The sequence below is a fragment of the Cupriavidus sp. UME77 genome, assembly GCF_014170355.1.
Classification (GTDB): domain Bacteria; phylum Pseudomonadota; class Gammaproteobacteria; order Burkholderiales; family Burkholderiaceae; genus Cupriavidus; species Cupriavidus basilensis.
The window spans coordinates 1-20,935 of the sequence record NZ_LZZU01000001.1; the positions used below are offsets into that span (position 1 = coordinate 1).

General features: G+C 68.3%; 16 protein-coding genes. 5 read left to right on the plus strand and 11 right to left on the minus strand.

The window, feature by feature from the left end; all coding sequences use genetic code 11:
• Positions 1 to 952: 952 nt before the first annotated feature.
• The 3 genes from A9975_RS00005 to A9975_RS00015 form a co-directional block, all read right to left on the minus strand.
• The gene (locus tag A9975_RS00005) at positions 953 to 2,131 is read right to left on the minus strand and encodes an acetyl-CoA C-acetyltransferase (RefSeq protein ID WP_183030829.1); all 1,179 of its coding nucleotides are present in this window, start codon (positions 2,129 to 2,131) and stop codon (positions 953 to 955) included.
• 179 nt (positions 2,132 to 2,310) lie between these two features.
• A complete protein-coding gene (locus A9975_RS00010; RefSeq protein WP_183030830.1) occupies positions 2,311 to 2,775 on the minus strand; it encodes a PaaI family thioesterase in 465 nt (154 codons plus the stop codon).
• 12 nt (positions 2,776 to 2,787) lie between these two features.
• Positions 2,788 to 3,762: a nitronate monooxygenase family protein gene (locus A9975_RS00015; protein WP_183030831.1), complete on the minus strand. Its 975-nt coding sequence runs from the start codon at positions 3,760 to 3,762 to the stop codon at positions 2,788 to 2,790.
• Positions 3,763 to 3,947: 185 nt separating this feature from the next.
• On the opposite strand from A9975_RS00015, the gene A9975_RS00020 reads away from it, so the two are divergent.
• A complete protein-coding gene (locus tag A9975_RS00020) occupies positions 3,948 to 4,835 on the plus strand; it encodes a crotonase/enoyl-CoA hydratase family protein (protein WP_183030832.1) in 888 nt (295 codons plus the stop codon).
• Positions 4,836 to 4,864: 29 nt separating this feature from the next.
• Positions 4,865 to 5,536, plus strand: coding sequence for a nitroreductase (locus A9975_RS00025; protein ID WP_183030833.1), 672 nt, complete (start codon positions 4,865 to 4,867; stop codon positions 5,534 to 5,536).
• Between the two features lie 189 nt (positions 5,537 to 5,725).
• On the opposite strand, the gene A9975_RS00030 is transcribed toward A9975_RS00025, so the two are convergent.
• Together A9975_RS00030 and A9975_RS00035 are read right to left on the minus strand one after the other, a co-directional pair.
• Positions 5,726 to 8,497, minus strand: a complete 2,772-nt coding sequence (locus A9975_RS00030; RefSeq protein WP_183030834.1) for a LuxR C-terminal-related transcriptional regulator — start codon at positions 8,495 to 8,497, stop codon at positions 5,726 to 5,728.
• Positions 8,498 to 8,727: 230 nt separating this feature from the next.
• Positions 8,728 to 10,272 carry an AMP-binding protein gene (locus A9975_RS00035; RefSeq protein WP_183030835.1) on the minus strand — a complete coding sequence of 515 codons (1,545 nt, stop codon included), beginning with the start codon at positions 10,270 to 10,272 and terminating at the stop codon, positions 8,728 to 8,730.
• Between the two features lie 307 nt (positions 10,273 to 10,579).
• On the opposite strand from A9975_RS00035, the gene A9975_RS00040 reads away from it, so the two are divergent.
• Together A9975_RS00040 and A9975_RS00045 are read left to right on the plus strand one after the other, a co-directional pair.
• Positions 10,580 to 11,725, plus strand: coding sequence for an acyl-CoA dehydrogenase family protein (locus A9975_RS00040; RefSeq protein ID WP_183030836.1), 1,146 nt, complete (start codon positions 10,580 to 10,582; stop codon positions 11,723 to 11,725).
• Between the two features lie 47 nt (positions 11,726 to 11,772).
• Positions 11,773 to 13,008 carry an acyl-CoA dehydrogenase family protein gene (locus tag A9975_RS00045; protein WP_183030837.1) on the plus strand — a complete coding sequence of 412 codons (1,236 nt, stop codon included), beginning with the start codon at positions 11,773 to 11,775 and terminating at the stop codon, positions 13,006 to 13,008.
• Between the two features lie 11 nt (positions 13,009 to 13,019).
• Here the strand turns inward: A9975_RS00045 and A9975_RS00050 are convergent, their stop codons facing one another.
• From A9975_RS00050 to A9975_RS00075, 6 genes are all read right to left on the minus strand, one after another.
• The gene (locus A9975_RS00050) at positions 13,020 to 13,418 is read right to left on the minus strand and encodes a hypothetical protein (protein WP_183030838.1); all 399 of its coding nucleotides are present in this window, start codon (positions 13,416 to 13,418) and stop codon (positions 13,020 to 13,022) included.
• A 27-nt stretch (positions 13,419 to 13,445) separates the two neighbouring features.
• Entirely contained in the window at positions 13,446 to 14,156 is a 711-nt protein-coding gene (locus tag A9975_RS00055) for a LuxR C-terminal-related transcriptional regulator (RefSeq protein ID WP_183030839.1), read from the minus strand.
• A gap of 425 nt (positions 14,157 to 14,581) precedes the next feature.
• Complete coding sequence (locus A9975_RS00060; RefSeq protein ID WP_183030936.1) at positions 14,582 to 16,159, minus strand: fatty acid--CoA ligase; 1,578 nt, start codon at positions 16,157 to 16,159, stop codon at positions 14,582 to 14,584.
• Between the two features lie 64 nt (positions 16,160 to 16,223).
• Positions 16,224 to 17,006 carry an SDR family NAD(P)-dependent oxidoreductase gene (locus A9975_RS00065; protein ID WP_043357193.1) on the minus strand — a complete coding sequence of 261 codons (783 nt, stop codon included), beginning with the start codon at positions 17,004 to 17,006 and terminating at the stop codon, positions 16,224 to 16,226.
• A 321-nt stretch (positions 17,007 to 17,327) separates the two neighbouring features.
• Positions 17,328 to 17,573: a GlsB/YeaQ/YmgE family stress response membrane protein gene (locus tag A9975_RS00070; RefSeq protein ID WP_183030840.1), complete on the minus strand. Its 246-nt coding sequence runs from the start codon at positions 17,571 to 17,573 to the stop codon at positions 17,328 to 17,330.
• A gap of 31 nt (positions 17,574 to 17,604) precedes the next feature.
• The gene (locus A9975_RS00075; protein WP_255502968.1) at positions 17,605 to 18,018 is read right to left on the minus strand and encodes a signal protein; all 414 of its coding nucleotides are present in this window, start codon (positions 18,016 to 18,018) and stop codon (positions 17,605 to 17,607) included.
• A gap of 392 nt (positions 18,019 to 18,410) precedes the next feature.
• Here A9975_RS00075 and A9975_RS00080 point away from each other — a divergent pair, with 392 nt between their 5' ends.
• Positions 18,411 to 20,690: a mechanosensitive ion channel family protein gene (locus A9975_RS00080; protein ID WP_183030938.1), complete on the plus strand. Its 2,280-nt coding sequence runs from the start codon at positions 18,411 to 18,413 to the stop codon at positions 20,688 to 20,690.
• Positions 20,691 to 20,935 lie beyond the last annotated feature (245 nt).

The window sequence follows — 20,935 nt, forward strand, 5'->3', positions numbered from 1 at the left end:
CATGCTTTGCAATATCCAGCCCAAATGTCATAGCATTCATTTCGGGTCCCTCCGTTCCTGTAGTGGTGGTGAGATCTTCCACTCTGGCACATTGCGATGCCGTTCGGTCTGGAGGGACCCCCCTCTCCTCAGACTCTTTTCTGCCCGACCCACACTACCGTGTCGCCACCTCGCGCTCCACTGCGGGGACGGGGCGCGTTCATACCATCTCTTCTTTGCGTCGGCAAAGAAGACTAACGAGAAGAAAGCCGACCCTGCCGGGCGCAGAGCAATAAGGCTTTCGAGTGCCGATGATTTCGTCGTACGGCCCGGAGTGCCGGCGGGCTTTTGCCGGTACCGGATTGACTGGCCACGACCCTGCCAGCCTCCGGGATACGTGGTGCGGCCCCCGGTAGCAGACATCACTTGCTTCAAGCCGTCTGTCGCTCGCGCAGTGGCCGGCCACGAAGTTGCAAGCGCACCGGTTCCGTCGTGGGCGCGGTGGCACCGTGTTGATATGCCCGAGACCCTGACCACCGCGCCCGCCCCACCACGAGACCACTGACGGGCGACGTGTCGTGATGGTGCGCGCCGGTAACGGCAGATTGGCGAATGGGCAAGGATTCCGCTACCGGGGGCCGTACTACGCATCCCGGAAATCGGCAGCGTCATGGCCCTTCAAACCGGTACCGGCAGATGCCAGCAGAACTGAGGCCATACGACGAAACCAGCGTCCCTAGCACCCGCGATTGCTCTGCCCCCGGCAGGGTCGGCTTTCTTCTCGTTAGTCTTCTTTGCCGACGCAAAGAAGAGTGACCGGCAGCCCCCGCAGGGGGATGTCGTATGGCCTTTGGGTGCAAAAACCATCGCCGCCAAAAGAAACAGCGACCAACCCAGCAGAGCGATGTCGTATGGCACCTTGGGTACAAAAGCCAACGCCGCAAAAATCAAGCAGCGAAGGCAACCCGATACCCTATAGCCTCTCAACAATAGTCACATTCGCCATCCCCCCACCCTCACACATCGTCTGCAACCCATACCTCTTCCCCTGCGCATGCAGCGCATGCACAAGCGTAGTCATCAGCTTAGCCCCGGATCCACCAAGCGGATGGCCCAGCGCAATCGCCCCGCCATTCACATTCATGCGCGCCGGATCGGCGCCCGTGGTCTGCAACCAAGCCAGCGGCACCGGCGCAAACGCTTCATTGATCTCGAACAGGTCGATATCGCCGATCTTCATGCCGGCCTTCTCCAGCGCCCGCAGCGTTGCCGGCAACGGTGCTTCCAGCATGATCACCGGATCATGGCCCAGCACCGACATATGGTGAATGCGTGCCAGCGGCTTGACGCCCAGCTTCTTCAGGCCGGCTTCGTTGACCACCATCAGGCCCGCCGCGCCATCGCAGATCTGGCTGGCGCTGGCGGCGGTGACGGTGCCGCCTTCCTCGATCAGCTTGACGCTGGAGATGGATTCCAGGCTGGCTTCAAAGCGGATGCCTTCGTCCACCGTATGCAGCTCGCCGTTGGCGCTGCCGTCCGCGGCGCGTACGGCGACGGGCACGATTTCGTCCTTGAAGCGGCCGGCCTGCGTGGCGGCGATGGCGCGGCGGTGGCTTTCCAGCGCGTAGCGGTCCAGGTCGTCCCGCGTGAGGCCGTACTTGCGCGACATCATCTCGGCGCCGGTGAACTGGCTGAACTTCACACCGGGATAGCGTTCCTGCATGGCCGGGCTCATCGAGCTGCCGAAGCCGTTCTTGAAGGGCAGCGTGGAGGGCAGGCCCATCGGCACGCGGGTCATGCTTTCCACGCCGGCGGCGATCACGATGTCCATGGTGCCGGACATCACCGCCTGCGCGGCGAAGTGCAGGGCTTGTTGCGACGAGCCGCACTGGCGGTCGACCGAGGTGCCGGGCACGCTTTGCGGCAGCTTCGAGGCCAGCACGGCGTTGCGCGCCACGTTGCCGGCCTGCTCGCCGGCCTGGCCGACGCAGCCCATGATCACGTCGTCGATCAGCGCCGGATCGGCGCCGCTGCGCTCAACCAGCGCGTTCAGCACCTGCGCGGCGAGATCCGCTGGATGCCACCCTGCCAGCTTGCCGCCCTTGCGCCCGCCCGCGGTGCGCGCGGCCGCTACGATGTATGCCTCTGCCATGTCGTCTCCTCTTGTCGTTCCGGGGCGAACCCGCCCGTAATGGTAATGGCCGTGCCCCGGGAAGGGCACGGCCAAGCCTCGCTAGCCTGTTGCGGATTCTGGCCCAGCAGCGGGGCGCGCGGCGTCGTCGGAAGCGACGATTGCGCGGTGCAACCGACGCCCCAGGCGGCGGCGGCGCATCACGCGCGCGGCGTGAGCACCGAGAAGATGGCGGTGGCGCGCAGCAGGCAGCGCTCCCCGGCCATCAGGCGGCAAGCGCCGAAGCGCAGCCGCGAGCCCAGCTTGTCGAACTCGACGTGCGCCTCCACCCAGTCGCCCACCCGCGCGGCATCGAAGTAGTCCATGCTGAGGTTGACCGTCACCGCCGGCTGCTTGCGGTCTGTCTCCAGTGCCATCATCATGCCGATGGCGGTGTCGGCCAGCGTGGCCAGCATGCCGCCGTGCGCGATGCCAAGCGGGTTGAGGTGATGCGGCCCGATGCGGATGGCCACTACGCGCCGCTCCCGGTCCACGTAGATCTGTCCGAAGTTCTCGAGGAAGCCCTTGGCGCCGCGCAACGCGACAAAGCCCGGCGGCGGCGCCTCGGGCACATCGGATTGCCCTGCGCCCGGGCCGGCATCGGAAGGTTGACTGGCTTCAGCCATGGCTGCGCCGCCTTATGCTGCGAAGTAGCGCGAGGCCACCCCGAGCTGCTCGCGGCATTCGGCCACCATGCGCTCGATCAGCTCGGCGCAGCTCGGGATGTCGTCGATCAGGCCCACGCACTGGCCGGCGCTGATGATGCCGCCATCGGTCTCGCCGGCGGCGAGCGCGGCCTTGCCGCGTACGCCCGCCACCAGGTGCTTGACGTCCTCGAACTGGGCGCCGCCCGGCTGGCGCTCGATGGTGACGACCTCATCGGAGATGGCGTTCTTGAGCACGCGCGCGGTGTTGTGCAGCGTGCGGAAGATCAGGTTGGTGTCGCGCTCGCTGGCGTCCACCAGGGCCTGCTTGACGTTGTGGTGGATCGGCGCCTCGCGCGTGGCGCAAAAGCGCGTGCCCATGTTGATGCCCTCCGCGCCCAGCACCAGTGCCGCCGCCATGCCGCGCCCGTCGGCGATGCCGCCCGAGGCAATCACCGGAATGCCCAGCCGGCGCGCGGCCAGCGGGATCAGCACCATGCCCGGGACGTCGTCCTCGCCGGGATGGCCCGCGCACTCGAAACCGTCGATGGACACCGCGTCCACGCCCAGGCGCTCGGCCGACAGCGCATGGCGGATCGCCACGCACTTGTGGATCACCTTGATGCCGGCCGCCTTGGCGCGCGCGATATGCTCCTTGGGATTGTTGCCCGCCGTCTCCAGCACCTTGATGCCGCTTTCGATGATCACGTCGAGGTAGCGGGCGTACGGCGGCGGGTTGATGGAGGGCAGCAGCGTCAGGTTGACGCCAAAGGGCTGGTCGGTCAGCTCGCGGGTGCGGCGGATCTCCGCGGCCAGCGCTTCCGGGGTGGGCTGGGTCAGCGCGGTGAGCACGCCAAGCCCGCCGGCGTTGGAGACCGCGGCGGCCATCTCGGCGTAGCCAACCCACTGCATGCCGCCCTGGATGATGGGGTAGCGGGTGCCCAGCAATTCGGTGATGCGCGTCTTCATGATGTTCCTTCTGGCTTCTGGTCTTTGTGTTCTATGCTCGGTCTTCTGCCTGGCTCAGGCCGCCAGGCGTCCTGGCGCCAGTCTACGGCGGCGCTGCCGTCCCTACCTCGTCGGATTCGACGATTGCAGGCGCCCGATTCTGCACTACCTTACCCACACCCATTTCGAGAGAGCCAAGGCCAGCCATGAGCACCCCGAACCCAGCCGTCCCCCCCAGCTTCGAGACCCTGCAATACGCCGTCGACAAGGGCGTCGCCACCATCACCCTGCACCGCCCGGAAAAGCTCAACGCCTTTACCCCGCGCATGATGCAGGATCTGATCGACGCCTTTGACGCCACCGACGCCGACGACGACGTCCGCGCGGTGATCGTCACCGGCTCCGGGCGCGCCTTTTGCGCCGGCGCCGACCTGTCCTCCGGCGGCTCCACCTTCGATTACGAGAAGCGCTACGGCGCCAGCAAGGAAGCCGCCCATCGCGATGGCGGCGGACGCGTGGCGCTGCGCATCTTCCGCAGCCTCAAGCCGGTCATCGCGGCGGTCAACGGCCCGGCGGTGGGCATCGGCGTGACCATGCAGTTGCCGATGGACATCCGCCTGGCCTCCACCGACGCCAGGTTCGGCTTTGTGTTCGCGCGCCGCGGCATCACGCCCGAGGCGGCATCGTCGTGGTTCCTGTCGCGCGTGGTAGGCATTTCCACCGCGCTGGAATGGTGCTACACCGGCCGCGTGTTCTCGGCGCAGGAGGCGCTGGAGCGCGGGCTGGTGCGCTCGCTGCACGCGCCCGAAGACCTGTTGCCGGCCGCGCAGGCGCTGGCCCGCGAGATCGCCGACAATGCCGCGCCGGTTTCTGTCGCCATCTCGCGCCAGCTGATCTGGCGCATGGCCGGGGCCAGCCACCCGATGGAGGCGCATCGCCTGGACAGCCGCGCGATCCAGTCGCGCGGCCAGTCGGCCGACGTCAAGGAAGGCGTCAGCGCCTTCCTGGAAAAGCGCCCGGCCAGCTTCCCCGAGCGCGTATCGCAGGACATGCCGGACTTCTTCGACTGGGGCAACGAGCCGCCCTTTATCTGATCCCCCAGCCAAGCCCCTAGGAGAGCAGCGTGAAAGTCAGCATGGCAGTCCAGAGCCGCAAATCGGTACGCGGCTTTCTTCCCACGCCGGTGCCGCCGGAGATCATCCGCGACGTGCTGGAGCAGGCCGCGCGCGCGCCATCGGGCGGCAACCTGCAGCCGTGGCACCTGCACGTGGTGGGCGGCGAGCCGCTGGCGCGGCTCAAGGCCACCATGCGCGAGCGCGTCGCCGGCGCGCCCCGCGGCGAAGGGAGCGAGTACGACGTCTACCCGCGCGAGCTGGTCTCGCCTTATCGCGAACGGCGCTTCCAGGTCGGCGAGGACCTCTATCGCTGCCTGGGCATCCCGCGCGAGAACAAGCCGGCGCGCCTTGCCCAATTTGCCAACAACTTCACATTCTTCGGCGCGCCGCTGGCGCTGTTCTGCACCGTGGACCGCCGCATGGGCCCGCCGCAATGGTCGGACCTGGGCATGTACCTGCAAACGGTGATGCTGCTGCTGCGCGAGCATGGGCTGGACAGCTGCGCGCAAGAATGCTGGGCGATGTATCCGGAAACCATTGCGGGCTTTCTCTCCCTCCCTGCCGAACGTATGCTGTTTACCGGCATGGCAATCGGCTACGAGGATCCGGCAGCGGCAGTCAACCAGTTGCGTGCCACGCGCGCGCCGCTGGCGGAGTATGCGGAGTTCATCGGCATCTGAACGGGTGAGCCGGTGAACGGGTGAATGGCTGAATGGCTGAATGGCTGAATGGCCAAGCACCATGACCATGCCGATTTCGTAATCGGCTTGCACGAAAGGCCACAAGCCAGCGGCACGTCCGTGTGCCCCTCTGCAGGGGCTTACATTCCCCCGGACGCTGCCTGGGCTCGCCTAATCGCCCGCGCTTCCTTACAGCAAGCCCAGTTGCCGCGCGATGGCAACCGCCTGCGTGCGGTTGCTGGCCCGCAGCTTGGCGCTGATATTGCGCAGGTGGGTGCGCACCGTGGTCTCCGAGACAAAGAGCCGATCCGCCATCGCCACATTGGAGAAGCCCTCGGCCAGCAGTTGCAGCACTTTCTGCTCCTTGGGCGTGAGCGGTTCCAGCAGCCCATGGCGCGCCTGCATGGCGGCCGGGTCCACCGGCTCCGGCGCGCCGCCGCAGGCTTGCAGCAGGCGCTCCACATACCCTGCGGGCAACGCGCTGCCCTGGCGCAGGCAGGCCTCGGCCACCAGCCGGCGCACGTCCGTGCTTTCGTCAGCGAAAATGCGGATGAAGCCTTCCGCCGCGCCGAAGCGCAGCGCTTCGCCCATCGCCTGCAACGCCTGGGGGGCTTCGCCGCTGCGCTGGCAGGCCAGCGCCAGCAGGATGCGCAGCTTGAGCGCCCTGCGCATCAGTTGCGCGCGCTCGGTGGCGGCGAGTTCCGTCTCGATGGCCTCGCGCGTGCGCACGGAGGGCTCGGTGAACAGCGCCAGCCGCAGGCGCCCCATGACCACGTCTTCCAGGTCGTTGGCGAAAGAGCTGACCGCGCTCAGGCCGGGACGCGCGCGCCACAGCGCCGGGTCGGCTGCGTGCTGCAGCGCTTGCTCGGCGGCATGCTGATTGCCTTGCAGCAGCGCCAGGCGGGCGCGCTCCAGCATGGCGCCCAGCACCAGCCGTGGCAGGCCGCGATGATGGCCAAGGTGCTCGAGGGCGGCCAGCCATTCATGCGCGCCGTCCACGTCGCCGCGGTCGCAGGCGATGCGGGCCAGTACGGTATGGCCGGTGATGATCTGGTCGGGCAGGCCGAGATCGCGCGCGAGCGGCACGTACACGGTGAGCAGGCGCTCCGCGCGCTCGCGCTCGTTGATCTCGTAGAGCGCATCGGCCAGCAGGATGCCGGCCATGGCGTTGCCGTTGGTCGGGCCGTAGCGGTTCGGCAGCATGGTGCTGGCGGCAATGCGAAACCGCGCCAGCGCCTGCTGCAGGCGGCCCTGGCGCAGGTCGATCAGCCCCTCCACCGATTCCGAGAAGATCTTGTTGAAGTTGCTGTCGGAGCCGCGCACCACCTGGCGGGCCACGCCCAGCAGGCGCCGCGCCTCGCGGTAGTCGCCGGTGACGGCGGCCATGCGCGCCATCGAGGTGGCAAGGATGGAGTCCGGGAACGGATAGCCCATGGGCAGTGGCAGCGGATCGTCCCGGCTGCAGGCACGCGCCTCGTCGAAGCGGTCCATCATGTTCAGCAGCATATGGCGCAGCGCGCGCACATGCGCCAGCAGGTCGCCCTCGGCGCCGGCCAACGGGATGGTCTGCAGCAGCGCAATGGCATCGGCCGGGCCGCGCGTAAACGACAGCGCCCACACATGGGCGATCTGCAGCTTGGGCCACGCGGCCAGCGCGTCGGCTGGCACCGCGTCCAGCCAGCGCGTCAGCAGGCGCATGCGGCCTTGCGCCAGCAACTCGTCCACCTTGCCCGCCAGCAGCGGCAGCGCGTGGGCCACCGCGCCGGCCGCCAGCGCATGCTCGATGGCCGGCACCGGCCGGCCCTGCTGCTCGTACCAGCGCGAGGCGGCCATCTGCAAGGCGGGCACTTCGTGCGGCATGGCCTGCTGCAGCTGCGCGCGCAGGAAGCTGGAGAACAGGCTGTGATAGCGGTACCAGCGCACACTGGGCTGATGGGTCTGAGCAGGCGGCTCCGCGCCGCCGTGGCGCTCGCCATCCAGCGGCATCAGGAACAGGTTGGCCCGCTCCAGCCAGGCGAGGATTTCCTCGCTGTCGGCGGTGCCGCTCACGGCATCGCACAACGGCCCGCTCAGCTGGTCGAGGATGGACGTGCGCAACAGGAATGCACGCACCGCATCGGGCAGGTGCAGGTAGACGTCCTCCACCAGGTAATCGGCAATCGCGGCGTTCGAGCCGGAAAAGCCGGCGATGAAGGCGTCCGGCTGGCCACGCCGCTCCAGTGCAACCGACGCCAGCCACAACGCCGTGGCCCAGCCTTCGGTGCGCCGGTGCAGCGTGGAGATGGCCGCGGGCTGCAACGCCAGGCCGCGCGCGCGGCGCAGGAAGGAATCGGTCTCGTCGGCGGTGAAGCGCAGCTGGGCCGGCTCGATCTCCAGCAGCTCGCCACGCGCGCGCAGCCGCGCCAGCCCGGACTCCGGCACCCAGCGCGTGCCCACCACCAGGCGGGCGCCGGGTGGCAATTGCTCCACCACTTGCCAGACCAGTCCGGCCACGGCGGGGTTCTGCAGGGCTTCGAAGTCGTCCAGGAACAGCGTGAAGGGGCGGTCGTGAGCCGCCATGCGGTCGATCAGCGCGAGCGCGTGCTCGCCTGCCGACTGCGCCGCTGGCTGGGCCGCGGCGAGCGGCGCGCCGCCCTTGCGCAGCACCAGCTCGAAGGCCGCTTCGAGCGAGCCGAGAAAACGCGTGGCGTCATTGTCCGCGCGGTCCAGCGTGAGCCAGGCGGTGGCCACGCCTTCGGCGTCCAGCCGCGCCCGGCATTGCAGCATGGCGGTGGTCTTGCCGAACCCGGCCGGCGCGCGCACCAGCACCAGCTTGACGAAGCCGGCCGCGCACACCGCGTCGCAAATGGCGCGGCGCTCCACCTGGAACGGCGTCAGCATGGGCGGGCGCAGCTTCGCCACCAGCGTGGCGGCGCGGGCGGCGCCCCGTTGGCCCGCGCTGGTCTCCTCGATTGTTGCCATTCGCCGTGTCTTCCTGTTGGCGGCGGCGTCCACGAGCAGTGGATGCCACGCGATCGGCGCCAGCTTATGGTTGCCGGCTGCTGGCGCCACATGCGCCAGGGATCGAACGGCTGATTATGGCGTAAACGCCCGCCCGGCACGCGACGCGGCCGCGATGCCGGGCCGGCGGCCCAAATGCCGGCCCCAATGTTGGCCCCAATACCGCCCCCCCTGCCGGCCACACCAGCAAGCTATACCAGCTTGTTCTCCCGCCCCGCCCAGTAGCGCTCGCGCAGTAGCCGCTTGAGCAGCTTGCCGGTGGGCAGGCGCGGCAGCTCGGCGGCGAAGTCCACCGAGCGCGGGCACTTGATGGCGGACAGATGGGTGCGGCAAAAGGCCAGCAGCTCGTCGGCCAGGGCCGGGCTGGCGCGCGCCATGTCGAGTGGCTGCACCACCGCCTTGACCTCCTCGCCAAAGTCCTCGTTGGGCACGCCGATCACCGCCACGTCCATGACCTCTGGATGGGTCATCAGCAGGTTCTCGGCCTCCTGCGGATAGATGTTGACCCCGCCCGAGATGATCATGTTGGCCTTGCGGTCGGTCAGGTAGAGAAAGCCCTCCTCGTCCACGTAGCCGACGTCGCCCAGCGTGGTCCAGCCGGCGTGCACCGGGTGGCGCGACTGCGCGGTCTTGTCGGGATCGTTGTGGTAGACGAAGCTGCGCCCCTCGGCGAAGTAGATGGTGCCGGGCTCGCCCGGCGGCAGCAGCGCGCCGCTGTCGTCGCAGATGCGCAGCTGGCCAACGGAGGCGCGGCCCACCGTGCCTTTATGGGTGAGCCAGTCGGCCGAACCCACGGCGGTGGAACCGTTGCCCTCCGTGCCGGCGTAGTACTCCCAGATGATCGGCCCCCACCAGTCGATCATCTGCTCCTTGACGGCCACCGGGCAGGGCGCGGCGGCATGCACAGCAAAGCGCAACGAGGACACGTCGTGGCGCAGGCGCACATCCTCGGGCAGCTTGAGCATGCGCGAGAACATGGTCGGCACGACCTGGGTGTGCGTGATGCGGTGCTGTGCCAGCAAGCGCAGGAATGCTTGCGCGTCGAAATGCTCCATTACCACAGAGGTGCCGCCCAGCTGCTGCACCGCCATGTTGTAGCGCAGCGGCGCGGCGTGGTAGAGCGGTGCCGGCGAGAGGTAGCGCGTGTCCGTGCCGAACTGGTAGAGGGACTGGCACATCAGCACCATGGTGCCTGGTACGTCGATCTGCTGGTTGGCCGGCGGCGTGAAGACACCTTTGGGGCGGCCGGTGGTGCCGGAGGAGTACAGCATGTCGGTGCCCGCGCATTCGTCCTCGATGCGCCACCCGGGGTACTGGGCCAGCGCCGTCTCGTAGGCGGCAAAGCCCGGCACCGCGCCATCCATCATCAGGCGCGCGACCAGGCCTGGCACCTTTGCCGCCACGCCCTGCGCCACGGCGGCCTGCGCATGCGAGGTGACCAGCATCCTGGCGCCGCTGTCGGCCACGATATGCGCCGCGTCATCCACGTTCAGGCGCGTGCTGATGCACACGTAGATCAACCCCGAGCGTTGCGCGCCCCAGCACAGCTCGAACAGGCGCGGGTGGTTCTCCAGCAGGAAGGCCACGCGGTCGCCCGGCTGCAGCCCGTGGTCGCGGAACAGCCGCGCCGCCTGGTTGGAGCGCTCGTCAAGCTCGCGGTAAGTAACGACGGTGCCGCCGGCCATGATGATGGCCGGCTTGTCCGGGGTGCGCTGCGCATGAACATGCGGGTGCATGACTGACCCTCCTGGAAGTGGGTGTGGCCGAACTAGGTGATGGGTGACTGCGTGACTGGATGCGTTGGAAACTTCGGTATCGCGGAACCGGCAGGGATGGCATTGCGTGCCGCACATTGTCGGGACAGGTACCCCGGGCGGGCATCGTCGGATGCGACGAACGCGCCTTGGTGCAATGCCGCAAACGCCGAGGTGGCCGCCCGTGCGGCGCGCCGCGCGCCAAGGCGATTCGTCGCATCCGACGATGCGAACCAGCGGCCTCTTCACATAATGGCAAGTGCCCCAGCAACCGCGCCAAGGAACCACCGTGGATTTCCAATTCAGCGAAGAACAATCGATGTTGCGCGACACGCTCGCGCGCTACCTGGCCGACCACTACAGCTTCGAAGCCCGCCAGGCGGCAATCCGCTCGCCCGCTGGCTGGCGGGCGTCCTGCTGGCAAGCCCTGGCGCAGGAGCTAGGGCTGCTGGGCGCCGCGTTCCCGGAGCGCTTTGGCGGGCTCGGCGGCAATGCCGTCGACCACACGATCGTGATGGAGCAGTTCGGCCGCCACCTGGTGGTCGAGCCTTACCTGTCTACCGTTGTGCTCGGCGGCGGCGCCTTGCTGCATGGCAGCGAGACGCTGGCCGCCAACTGGCTGCCTGCCATCATCGGCGGCGAGGCCACCGTGGCCTGGGCGCACGCCGAGCCGCGCAGCCGTTACTGCCTGCATGATGTGCAGGCGAGCGCCGCCCGCGCGCAAGGCGGCTGGCGCCTTGACGGCCACAAGGCCGTGGTGGTGGCCGCGCCATGGGCCACGCACCTTGTGGTAAGCGCGCGCACCAGCGGCAGCCGGCGCGACCGCGACGGCATCAGCCTGTTCTGGCTCGCGCGCAACGCGCCCGGCGTGACGCTGCAGGAATACCCCACCGTGGATGGCTCCCGGGCCGCCGACATACGCCTGGACAACGTCTTCGTGCCGGATGGCAGCTTGCTGGGCGCCGAGGGCGAGGCGCTGGCGCTGATCGAGCGCCTGAGCGACGAGGCTGCGGTAGCGCTGTGCGCCGAAGCCGGCGGCGCCATGAGCCGCATGCTGGGCGACACGGTCGACTACGCGCGCCAGCGCAAGCAGTTTGGCGTACCGATTGCCACCTTCCAGGTGCTGCAGCACCGCATGGCAGACATGTATGTGCAACTGGAGCAAACCGTGGCGCTGACGCAAGTCGCCGCCATGCAGGCCGGTGCGCAGCCCACACAGCGTGCGCTGGCGGCCAGCGCCGCCAAGGCGCAAGCCGGGCAGGCCGGCAGGTTCGTCGGCCAGGCCGCGGTGCAGATCCATGGCGGCATGGGCGTGACGGAGGAGCTGGCGGTTGGCCACTACTTCAAGCGCGTCACCGCGATCGACCTGCAGTTTGGCTCCGCCGAACACCACCTGCGCCGTTACGCCGACCTGCTGTATCCGGTCGCGGCGTGAGCCCACGCATTCCTGCCCCGCACTGACGAACATCCCGAGGCCCATCGATGAATCTCGATTTCTCCCCGCAAGAGCTGCAGTTCCGCGACGAGGTCCGTGCCTGGATCAAGGAAGCCTTCGACCCCGGCCTCAAGGCCCTGATGGCGCGCACCAAGAATGGCTACCTCGACAAGGAAGGCCAGGTGCGCTGGCAGAAAAAGCTGTTCGAGCGTGGCTGGGCCGCGCCCAACTGGCCAGAGGAATATGGCGGCCCGGGCTGGTCCCCGGCGCAGCGCTACCTGTTCCAGGCGGAGACGGCTGCCGCCGGCTGCCCGACCGTGTCGCCGATGGGCCTGAAGATGGTGGCGCCGGTGATCATGAAATACGGCACCCCGGCGCAAAAGGCGCGCTTCCTGCCGCCGATCCTGCGCTCCGATATCTGGTGGTGCCAGGGCTACTCGGAACCCAACTCCGGCTCCGACCTGGCCTCGTTGCAGATGCGCGCCGAGCGCGGGAGCGACGCGCACGGCGAGCACTACATCCTCAACGGCTCCAAGATCTGGACCACGCACGCGCAGTGGGCCGACTGGATGTTCTGCCTGGTGCGCACCAGCCGCGACGCGCGCAGGCAGGACGGCATCTCCTTCGTGCTGGTGGACATGCGCACGCCCGGCATCACGGTGGCGCCGCTGCCCACGCTGGATGGCCCGGTCGAGGGCCAGCAGGAAGTCAACCAGGTCTTCTTTGAAGATGTGCGCGTGCCGGTGGAAAACCGTATCGGCGAAGAGGGCCTGGGCTGGACCTACGCCAAATACCTGCTTGAGTTCGAGCGCGGCGGCAGCTACGGCCCGATGTTGCGCCAGCAACTGGCCAAGGTGGCCCGCATCGCGGAGACAGAGCCCGGCGAGGATGGCGGGCGCTTGCTCGACGACCCGGGTTTTCGCCGCAAGCTGGCCGAGCTGCACGTGCGCGCGGCCGCGCTGGAGGCAAGCGAGCTGCGGCTGTTTTCCAACGTGACGTCGGGCACCTCGATTGGCGCCGCCTCCAGCATGCTCAAGCTGGTGGGCACCGAGACCATCCAGGCCATCAGCGAGCTGGCGGTGGAAGCGGCCGGCCCGTACGCGCTGCCCTTCGTGCAGGACGGCTGGGGCGAATTGCAAGGACGCGCCACGGGACCACAGGTGGGCCCCGACCATGCTGCGCCGCTGGCGCCGCGCTATTTCAACTACCGCAAGGCATCGATCTACGCCGGCTCCAACGAGATCCAGCGCAACATCATCGCCAAGCTGGTGCTAGGGCTGTAAGCCAAGCCAAGTCAGTGCAGCAGCCCGCCTGCCGGGCTGCGTTCCTGCCCGGCGGCCTCGCCGGCTGCCGGCCCATCGACATCCCCGCAATCCTTGCAGCCCACGCACTCGGCAAAGGGCGCGGCCGGCTGGCCGGCGTCCACCTCCTCGCCGGCTTCCAGCGCCGCGGTCACCGTGGCCCGGATCGATTCCGCCTTGAGCAGCAGGCGCAGGGCGATATCGGCGCCACGGCTGGCCGCCACGCGCGCGATGAAGGTCCGGCGCGCCGGTTCGCCCAGCGTGGCGACGTGTGCCGCTTCGCACAGCACATGCCATGCGGCTGGCTGGCCGTCGAACTGTTGCCGGCGGCGCAGCAGGGTGGCGTCGATGGCGGCAGCGATTTCCGCGTCCCTCACGGTGTGATTGCGCATGGTGCTCTCCTGAACGGGAAACTGAGGTTAGGGCCAGGCGCGGGCCGCGCCACGATCATGACTGCCGTGGCTGCTGCCCGTCTGGAACCTGGCGCCGAGCTGGCGCGCGGCATGGATGGCTTCGCTCTTGTTGCTGACCTGCAGGCGCTGGTACAGCAGCGCGACATGGCTCTTCACGGTCGCCACCGAGATATTGAGCAGGCGGCCCACGGTCTTGAGCGGATAGCCGTGCGACAGCAAGACCAGCACCTCGTACTGGCGCGGCGTGAGCCTCAACATGCGCGCCTCGTCGCGCAGCAGGTCGATGCGGGCGCCTTCCGTCGCTAGTGCCTGCAACGGCGCCGAGGGGTGTGGGGCCGGCTGGCGCCATTGCGCCTCATCGGCCAGCACCAACCGGATCGCCGCCCCGATCGCCGCCAGCGATGACGCCTTGGGCAGCCACGTGCAGATGCCCCACGCCAGATCCGGCGGCAACACGGGCGGTAACGCGCCATCGACCAGCAACAGCAGGTACTGCGCCGATAGCACGGTGCGCGCGGTCTCCAGCAACGCGAGCGCGCGATCCTGCGCTGGCGGCAAGCCGAGGATCACCAGCCCGATATCATTCATCTGCCCTTGCAGCATGGCGAGATCGGCCGGATCCACGCAGATCACGTGACCCAGGCCCTCGACGCCGCCCAGCATGCGCAGCAGGCCGAGTCGCAGGAGCGGGTTGTCTTCAAGCAGGAGTGCGTTCATGACTGCGTGCCTCCTTGCGAGCTGCTGCGTTCCGGTTCCATCTGCTCCCCCTTTGGCAACGACATGCCCATCCAGCTTGGCTGGTATTCGCGGCAGCGTTGTCACAGGCAATACCGCAAACCGCGTGCCAGCGGCAAGGCGTTGAGCGCAGCGGATGCGAGGGGGATTGCGGCAGGGGTGGCGCCGGCCGCAAAGGCAGGCGCCATAACGGCTGGCGGGAGGGCGTGCCAGGCAGGAGGGACCTGGCGGTGCCCCTTGCCAGCCAGTGGCGGGCCGGCTGCGTGTTACGCGTTACGTAACGCGTTCCGTGGGGCAGGTGGCGGCATTCAAGAACAATGTGTCCTGATGATCACTGACTCGCTGCGCTCTCCCGTGAGATGGGAGGGCGCAGCGTACCGAGCGTCTTGCATTGCTGTGCGCCAGCCTCAGTTGACGCGCCGGTTGTACCCTTCCCAATACGGCTCGCGCAGCTTCCTGCGCAGCAGCTTGCCGGAGGGGTTGCGCGGCAGCGCATCGGCAAACTCGATGCTCTTGGGGATCTTGTAGCCGGCCAGCCGCTCGCGCGCCCACGCCACGATGCTGTCACGATCCGGCGCCTGTCCGGGACGGGGCACGACAATGGCCTTGACCGCCTCGCCCCATTTTTCGTCGGGCACGCCGATCACGGCCACATCCGCCACCTGCGGGTGGCCATAGATCGCGCTCTCGACCTCGGCGGGATACACGTTCTCGCCGCCGCTGATGATCATGTCCTTGACCCGGTCGTGGATGTAGACATAGCCCTCGGCATCGAGAAAGCCGGCGTCGCCGGTGCGCAGCCACCCGTCGGCGTCGATGGTGCGCGCGGTCTCGTCGGGCTGCTTCCAGTAGCCGGCCATGTTCTGCGGAGAGCGGATCATCAGCTCGCCGACTTCGCCCGGCGGCAGGCGCCGGCCTTCCCAGTCCACCACCACCACTTCCACGCCGGGCAGCGGCTTGCCGGCGGCCCGCATGCGCGGCACGTCGTCGGTGGTGTGGTCTTCCGGCGGCAGCGCCACTACCGTGCCGGTGGTCTCGGTCATGCCGTACTGCTGCGCAAACCCGCAGCCGAAGACTTCGATGCCTTCGCGCAGCAAGGCTGCCGGGATCGGCGCCGCGCCATAGAGCAAGGTCTTCAGACGGGAGTAGTCGATGCTGCGCGCGCGCGGATCGCGCAGCACGAACTGCATCGCCGCGGGCACCAGGAACAGCTTGCTGACGCGCTCGCGCTCAAAGAAGTCCAGCACCGCGCCGGGATCGAAATCGCGCGCCACCACGCCCTTGGCCCCCGCGAGCAAGCTGCGCAAGCCCCAGCCCGAGCCGCCAATGTGCGCCACCGGCATGGCCACCAGCGAGACATCGTCGTCCGTCCAGCGCGACCACGAGATATCTTCGCGCTCGCTGGCCTCGGTGCCGGCGGTCAGGTTGCGGTGGGTCAGCATGGCGCCCTTGGGGCGGCCAGTGGTGCCCGACGTATAAAGCTGCAGCACCACGTCGTGCGCGGCGGGCTGGTGCGCCGGTGGCGTGGGCGCCTGCGCGTCGCGCCAGGCCACGTAGGCGGGCCAGTCCGGCTGGCCGCCTTCCATGGCGATCACCTCGCGCACCAGCGGCAGCGTGGGCAGCAGCTTGCGCACCATGTCTGCCGATTCCGGCCCCACGAACAGCAGCGCGGCATCGGAGTGGCCGACGATATATCCCACCTCCGGCGGCGCCAGGCGCCAGCTCGCGGGCGCCATCACGGCGCCCATCTTGGCTGCCCCCAGCAGCAGCTCGAAGTAGTGATCGGAGTTCTTGCCGATATAGCCGATGCGGTCGCCGGGCCCGATGCCCGCTGCCGCCAGCGCCTGGGCGACACGGTCGCTCTGGCGGTCCAGCGCCAGATACGTGGTCAGCCTGCCTTCGAAAGCATAGGCCACCGCATCGGGCCGCCGCTGCGCGAAGTGGCGCAGCGCATGCGGCAGTGTGGTCAGGTAACTGAAATCCATCAGCGTCTCCTTCTCTCGGTCCTGCTGCATGCGCGCGTCCTTATTATTGTTGTGAACTGCCGGATCAGCGCGGGGCCATGCGGATGGCGCCATCGAGCCGCACCGCTTCGCCGTTGAAATAGCTGTTGCGGCACATCTCCAGCGCGAGCGAGGCAAACTCCTCCGGCGCGCCGAGCCGCTTGGGGAACGGCACCGAGGCGGCCAGCGCTGCCTTGACGTGTTCCTGCGCGCCTTGCAAGAGCGGCGTGTTGAAGATGCCGGGCATGATGGTGTTGACGCGAATGCCTTCGCCAGACAGGTCGCGCGCGATTGGCAGGGTCATGCCGACCACGCCGGCCTTGGAGGCGGAGTACGCCGCCTGGCCCATCTGCCCGTCCTGTGCCGCCACCGAGGCGGTATTGATGATGACGCCGCGATCGCCGTCGCGCGCATCCAGCGTGAGCATGCCGGCGGCCGAGCGCGCCAGGCAGCGGAAGGAGCCGATCAGGTTGATCTGGATGATGCGCTCGAACGCGTCCGAGGCGAAGAAGCGGATCTGGTCCGGCGCTTCCTTGGCGCGCGATGCGGTCTTGATGGCGTTGCCGGTGCCGGCGCAATTCACCAGGATGCGTTCCTGGCCGAGCGCAGCGCGCGCCTTGGCGAAGCCGGCTTCGACCTCGGCTTCCGACGTCACGTTGACCTGGCAGAACACGCCACCGAGCTCGCGCGCCACGGCCTCGCCCTTTTCCGCATTCATGTCGAACAGCGCGACACGCACGCCGTGCGCCGCCAGCGCCCGCGCGGTGGCCTCGCCCAGGCCCGACGCGCCGCCCGTGATCACTGCCGTTACCGATGCATTGAGTTCCATCTTGTCTCCGCGTTGTCTTGATGTGTGTTGATGATGTGTATTGAATCTGCGCTGAACCATTCCCCGCATTCCCCGTTCCCCGTCGGCGCGCAGCGCTACGCCTGGGCGGAATGCCTGAGTCCGGCGAGCCGAATGAACGGGCTTGCCAGCGTGGTATGGAGATTCAGGGATGACGGCGCGCAACGCATCGTCCGAAGCGACGAATGCACGAAAGCACATGAAGCACATCAAGCGCATGAGAGCGTGGGCACGCCTGCGCGCGGCGCGAATGCTGCTGCCCGCGGGCAGCAGCATTGGCCACTTGAAGAATCCGCGACCTGTCTAGCGCCGCGTAGCCAGGTGATACAGCGCCAGCAGGATCACGGCCCCCAGCACGGCGCCGACAAAGCCGGCGGACTGGCCAGGGCGGTACCAGCCCAACGCCTGCCCAAGGAAGGTTGCTGCGAGCGAGCCGACGATGCCCAGGCCGGCGGTCAGGAAAAAACCGCTTGGCCCGCGCCCGGGCGCGAGCAGGCGCGCCACCAGGCCGGCGAGAAAGCCGATGAGAATGATCCAGATCAGGTGCATGTCATGCCCTCCCGGCGGCGCTTCGCGCGGCTCACTTGCATGCCTTGCCGTGATCCGCGTGGAAACCTTGTGCGGTGGCGTCGGCTTCACTCATATAAGCGCCGTTCTTGGTCTTGCCGTAGTACTTCGTTCCAGGGCAGTGATAGACCTTGGAAGACTTGTTGGCCCATACCTGCCCAGGGCCGCCACCCGGTGCCGCGGCGGCGGCGGGCGCGGCCGGCTTGGCCATCGGCATGGAGGCTGCGGGTGCGGGTGTGGGCGCGACCGGCTTGGCCATCGGCGCGGCAGCGGCGGGAGCCGCGGGCGTGGTTTGAGCGCGCGCCAGGTGCGGGACCGAGGCGATGAGCGCTGCGGCCAGCAGCATGGGCAAGCCGATGCGCCGGCCAAACGCGGCGGGCGAGGCGGTAACGGCGGTAACAGCGTTCAAGACTTTCATAGCATTCATGACAGGCTCCTGCGGTAACAATGCCATTGGGACAACGAAACGACAGGGCTGCATACAGCCGCAACCCGACCGACACGCAATACCTCACTCAACGGCCCGCACCATCACTCCGTTGACCGCAAGTGGCCGGCACGGACTCGCTGCCATGGTACGCCTGCTGCACGCCACCCGCTGCTGCTGCCATGCAACACGCCTTGCCGGGCGCCCTGCGCGAGCGGCAACGTCGATTGCGGCGCCGCACGAATCCGCGGCGTGTGCGGTATCCGCAATGCGCTACAGTGTCAGGCATCCCCCGGGGGTTGCCCGGCACTCTCTACCCGCATGAGATGACGCTCGTGATCAGGTCCCAATTCACATTACCGGCCGCATGCCGGCCACGCGCACTGGTGTCGATGCTGATGCCGATGATCTGGCTGGCGCTGGCCGCGCTTGCAGCGCAGCCAGCACTGGCGGCGCCGGCCGGACTGGCCTCGCTGGCGGCGGTCGTCAAGGCCGAGTCCGCGCCGGCCTCGCAGCCCGCGGCCAGCGAGCCGCTCGCGCAATCGCTCGACCAGGTCATCACCACGCTGCAGAGCGACAAGGACCGCAAGGCCCTGGTCGACCAGTTGCAGACGCTGCGCAAGGGCATAGCCGGGGCCAGTGCGGCGTCGGCGCCACAACCCGGCCTGCTCGGAGCGCTGGCCGAGGCGGTCGACCATCTCGATACGTCGCTCGGCAAGGACAAGGGGCCGTGGCACTACTGGCGCTGGCGCATCAATTTCGCGGGCGAGGAGTGGCTGGCCGCACTGACCATGAACGGGACGCGCTCGCCCTGGCAATCGGCACGGGAGTTCTCCACCGTGCTCGCGGCCTGGTTCTTCGCCGGATGGCTGTTGCGGGAGGCGGTGAGGCGCGTGCGCAACCGGCGCCTGCAGCCAGCGGTACGCCATGAACTGCCCGCAGTGCCGTCCTGGATGGACGTCGGGCTTTACATGCTGCGCAGGGTGGCGCCGTGGGTGGTGGCCTTCGCCCTGGCGATGCTGCTCTCGAGCGGCATGTTCGGACGCTCGCCCGCCAGCATGGCCGGCATGGTGATTGCCTATTCGGTGGTGGCCGGCGCCGTGATGGGCGCGGTGTGCCAGGTCATCTTCGCGCTGTTTACCTCGGCGCACCGCGCCCACGCGGTGCGCGACCTGCTGCTGCACTCCCGCAGGCTGCTGTTTACCACCGGCGCGCTGGCGGCGCTGGGCGACGCCGCGACCGACGCGCGCGTGATCGCCTCGCTTGGCACCAACCTGTCGGCGCTGATCTCCACCGTGGCCAACATCGCCGCGGCGTTGCTGATCGGCGCCTTCACGCTGCGCTTTCGCCGGCAGATCGGCCAGATCATCAGCAACCGGCCGCTGGCTTTCCGCCAGGAGCATCCCGCAATCATGGACCTGTTGCGCCTGGTAGGCGCGAGCTGGCACCTGCCGGTGCTGGCGGTAGTGGTGGCCTCGGTGGCCGGCACGCTGCTGGCCACAGGCTACGCAGACATCTTCCTGCAGCGCACCGTGGCCTCGGTAGCGCTGTTCGTGGCCGCGCTGCTGCTAACGCTGATCACCGGCCGTTCGCCCAAGGCCACGCACCGCGCGCCGCGCTTTCGCGACCGCCAGCGCTCGGCCTACCTGGCGCGCTTCGGGCGCTTTGCGACAGCGCTGGTGCGGGTGGTGATCTGGTTCGCCTACTTCGAGCTGGCCAGCCGGATCTGGGGCATGTCGCTGATCTCGGCGATTGAATCCACCGCGCTCGGCAAGCGCATCGGCGAGGCCGTGTTCAGCGTGACCAGCACCGTGCTGCTGTCATGGCTGCTGTGGCTGCTGATCGATACGGCCATCACCCAGACGCTGACGCCCGCGCACGGCCGCGGGCAGGCGCCCAGCCTGCGCGCCAGGACCATCCTGCCGCTGGTGCGCAATGCGTTGTTCGTCGCGCTGCTGGTCATCACGCTGATCGTGGTGCTGGCCAACCTCGGTGTCAACGTGACGCCACTGCTCGCCGGCGCCGGCGTGGTCGGCCTGGCCATCGGCTTTGGCGCGCAAAGCCTGGTGCAGGACCTGATCACCGGGCTGTTCATCGTGGTGGAGGATTCGATCGCCATCGGCGACTCGGTGGAAGTGCCCGACCATATCGGCACAGTGGAGGCCATGACCATCCGCACCGTCAAGCTGCGCGACGGCAAGGGCGCGCTTCATATACTGCCCTACAGCCAGATCAAGGCCATCAAGAACATGTCGCGCGGCTATGCCTTTGCCGTGTTCAACATCGGCGTGGCGTACGGCAGCGACCTCGACCAGGCCATCGAGCTGATCCGCGAGACCGGCGCCGAGGTGGCGCGCGATTTCCGCTACGCGCGCAACCTGCTTTCCGGGCTCGACATCCTGGGCCTCGATCGCTTCGACCCCAACGGCTCGGTGGTGCTGGCCCAGTTCAGGACCCGCCCGCTGACCCAGGCGGAAATCACGCGCGCGTTCAACGTGCGGCTCAAGCGCAAGTTCGACCAGCATGGCATCAGCATGGCCACGCAGCGGGTGACGGTGCAGGTCGAGGGCGGACTGGGGCTCCCCCCGGCACAGGACGCGCAGGCCACGGAGCTGGCAGCCGGCGCCGGGGGCGCCGCTGCGCTTTCAAAGGGTGCGCCCGGGCCAGGCTGAGTCGCTACGCGGCTCGCAAAGCGCACGCAGAAACGGGTACGCCTCGCGCAGCCATCGCCCGCTTCGCGGGCATTTCAGCGCTGAAATAATTTTTAATGATTGCCCAGGCGACATTCCCTGTTTGCGAAGTTATGCTCGCATGCGCATAATGCCGCCACACGGTAACGCGCAGCGCTGACATACCCGGCATACCGGGCGCCTGACCCCGCCGGTGGCACCTGCCACCTCGGAGCCGGCCACAGCGA

Excerpts from the sequence above, each read along its gene's own strand:
- A9975_RS00075 (WP_255502968.1), bottom strand. The coding sequence starts at position 18,018 with ATGAATGCTATGAAAGTCTTGAACGCTGTTACCGCCGTTACCGCCTCG.
- A9975_RS00060 (WP_183030936.1), bottom strand. The coding sequence starts at position 16,159 with ATGGATTTCAGTTACCTGACCACACTGCCGCATGCGCTGCGCCACTTC.
- A9975_RS00070 (WP_183030840.1), bottom strand. The coding sequence starts at position 17,573 with ATGCACCTGATCTGGATCATTCTCATCGGCTTTCTCGCCGGCCTGGTG.
- A9975_RS00015 (WP_183030831.1), bottom strand. The coding sequence starts at position 3,762 with ATGAAGACGCGCATCACCGAATTGCTGGGCACCCGCTACCCCATCATC.
- A9975_RS00030 (WP_183030834.1), bottom strand. The coding sequence starts at position 8,497 with ATGGCAACAATCGAGGAGACCAGCGCGGGCCAACGGGGCGCCGCCCGC.
- A9975_RS00045 (WP_183030837.1), top strand. The coding sequence starts at position 11,773 with ATGAATCTCGATTTCTCCCCGCAAGAGCTGCAGTTCCGCGACGAGGTC.
- A9975_RS00050 (WP_183030838.1), bottom strand. The coding sequence starts at position 13,418 with ATGCGCAATCACACCGTGAGGGACGCGGAAATCGCTGCCGCCATCGAC.
- A9975_RS00020 (WP_183030832.1), top strand. The coding sequence starts at position 3,948 with ATGAGCACCCCGAACCCAGCCGTCCCCCCCAGCTTCGAGACCCTGCAA.
- A9975_RS00035 (WP_183030835.1), bottom strand. The coding sequence starts at position 10,272 with ATGCACCCGCATGTTCATGCGCAGCGCACCCCGGACAAGCCGGCCATC.
- A9975_RS00005 (WP_183030829.1), bottom strand. The coding sequence starts at position 2,131 with ATGGCAGAGGCATACATCGTAGCGGCCGCGCGCACCGCGGGCGGGCGC.
- A9975_RS00055 (WP_183030839.1), bottom strand. The coding sequence starts at position 14,156 with ATGAACGCACTCCTGCTTGAAGACAACCCGCTCCTGCGACTCGGCCTG.
- A9975_RS00065 (WP_043357193.1), bottom strand. The coding sequence starts at position 17,006 with ATGGAACTCAATGCATCGGTAACGGCAGTGATCACGGGCGGCGCGTCG.
- A9975_RS00080 (WP_183030938.1), top strand. The coding sequence starts at position 18,411 with ATGCTGATGCCGATGATCTGGCTGGCGCTGGCCGCGCTTGCAGCGCAG.
- A9975_RS00010 (WP_183030830.1), bottom strand. The coding sequence starts at position 2,775 with ATGGCTGAAGCCAGTCAACCTTCCGATGCCGGCCCGGGCGCAGGGCAA.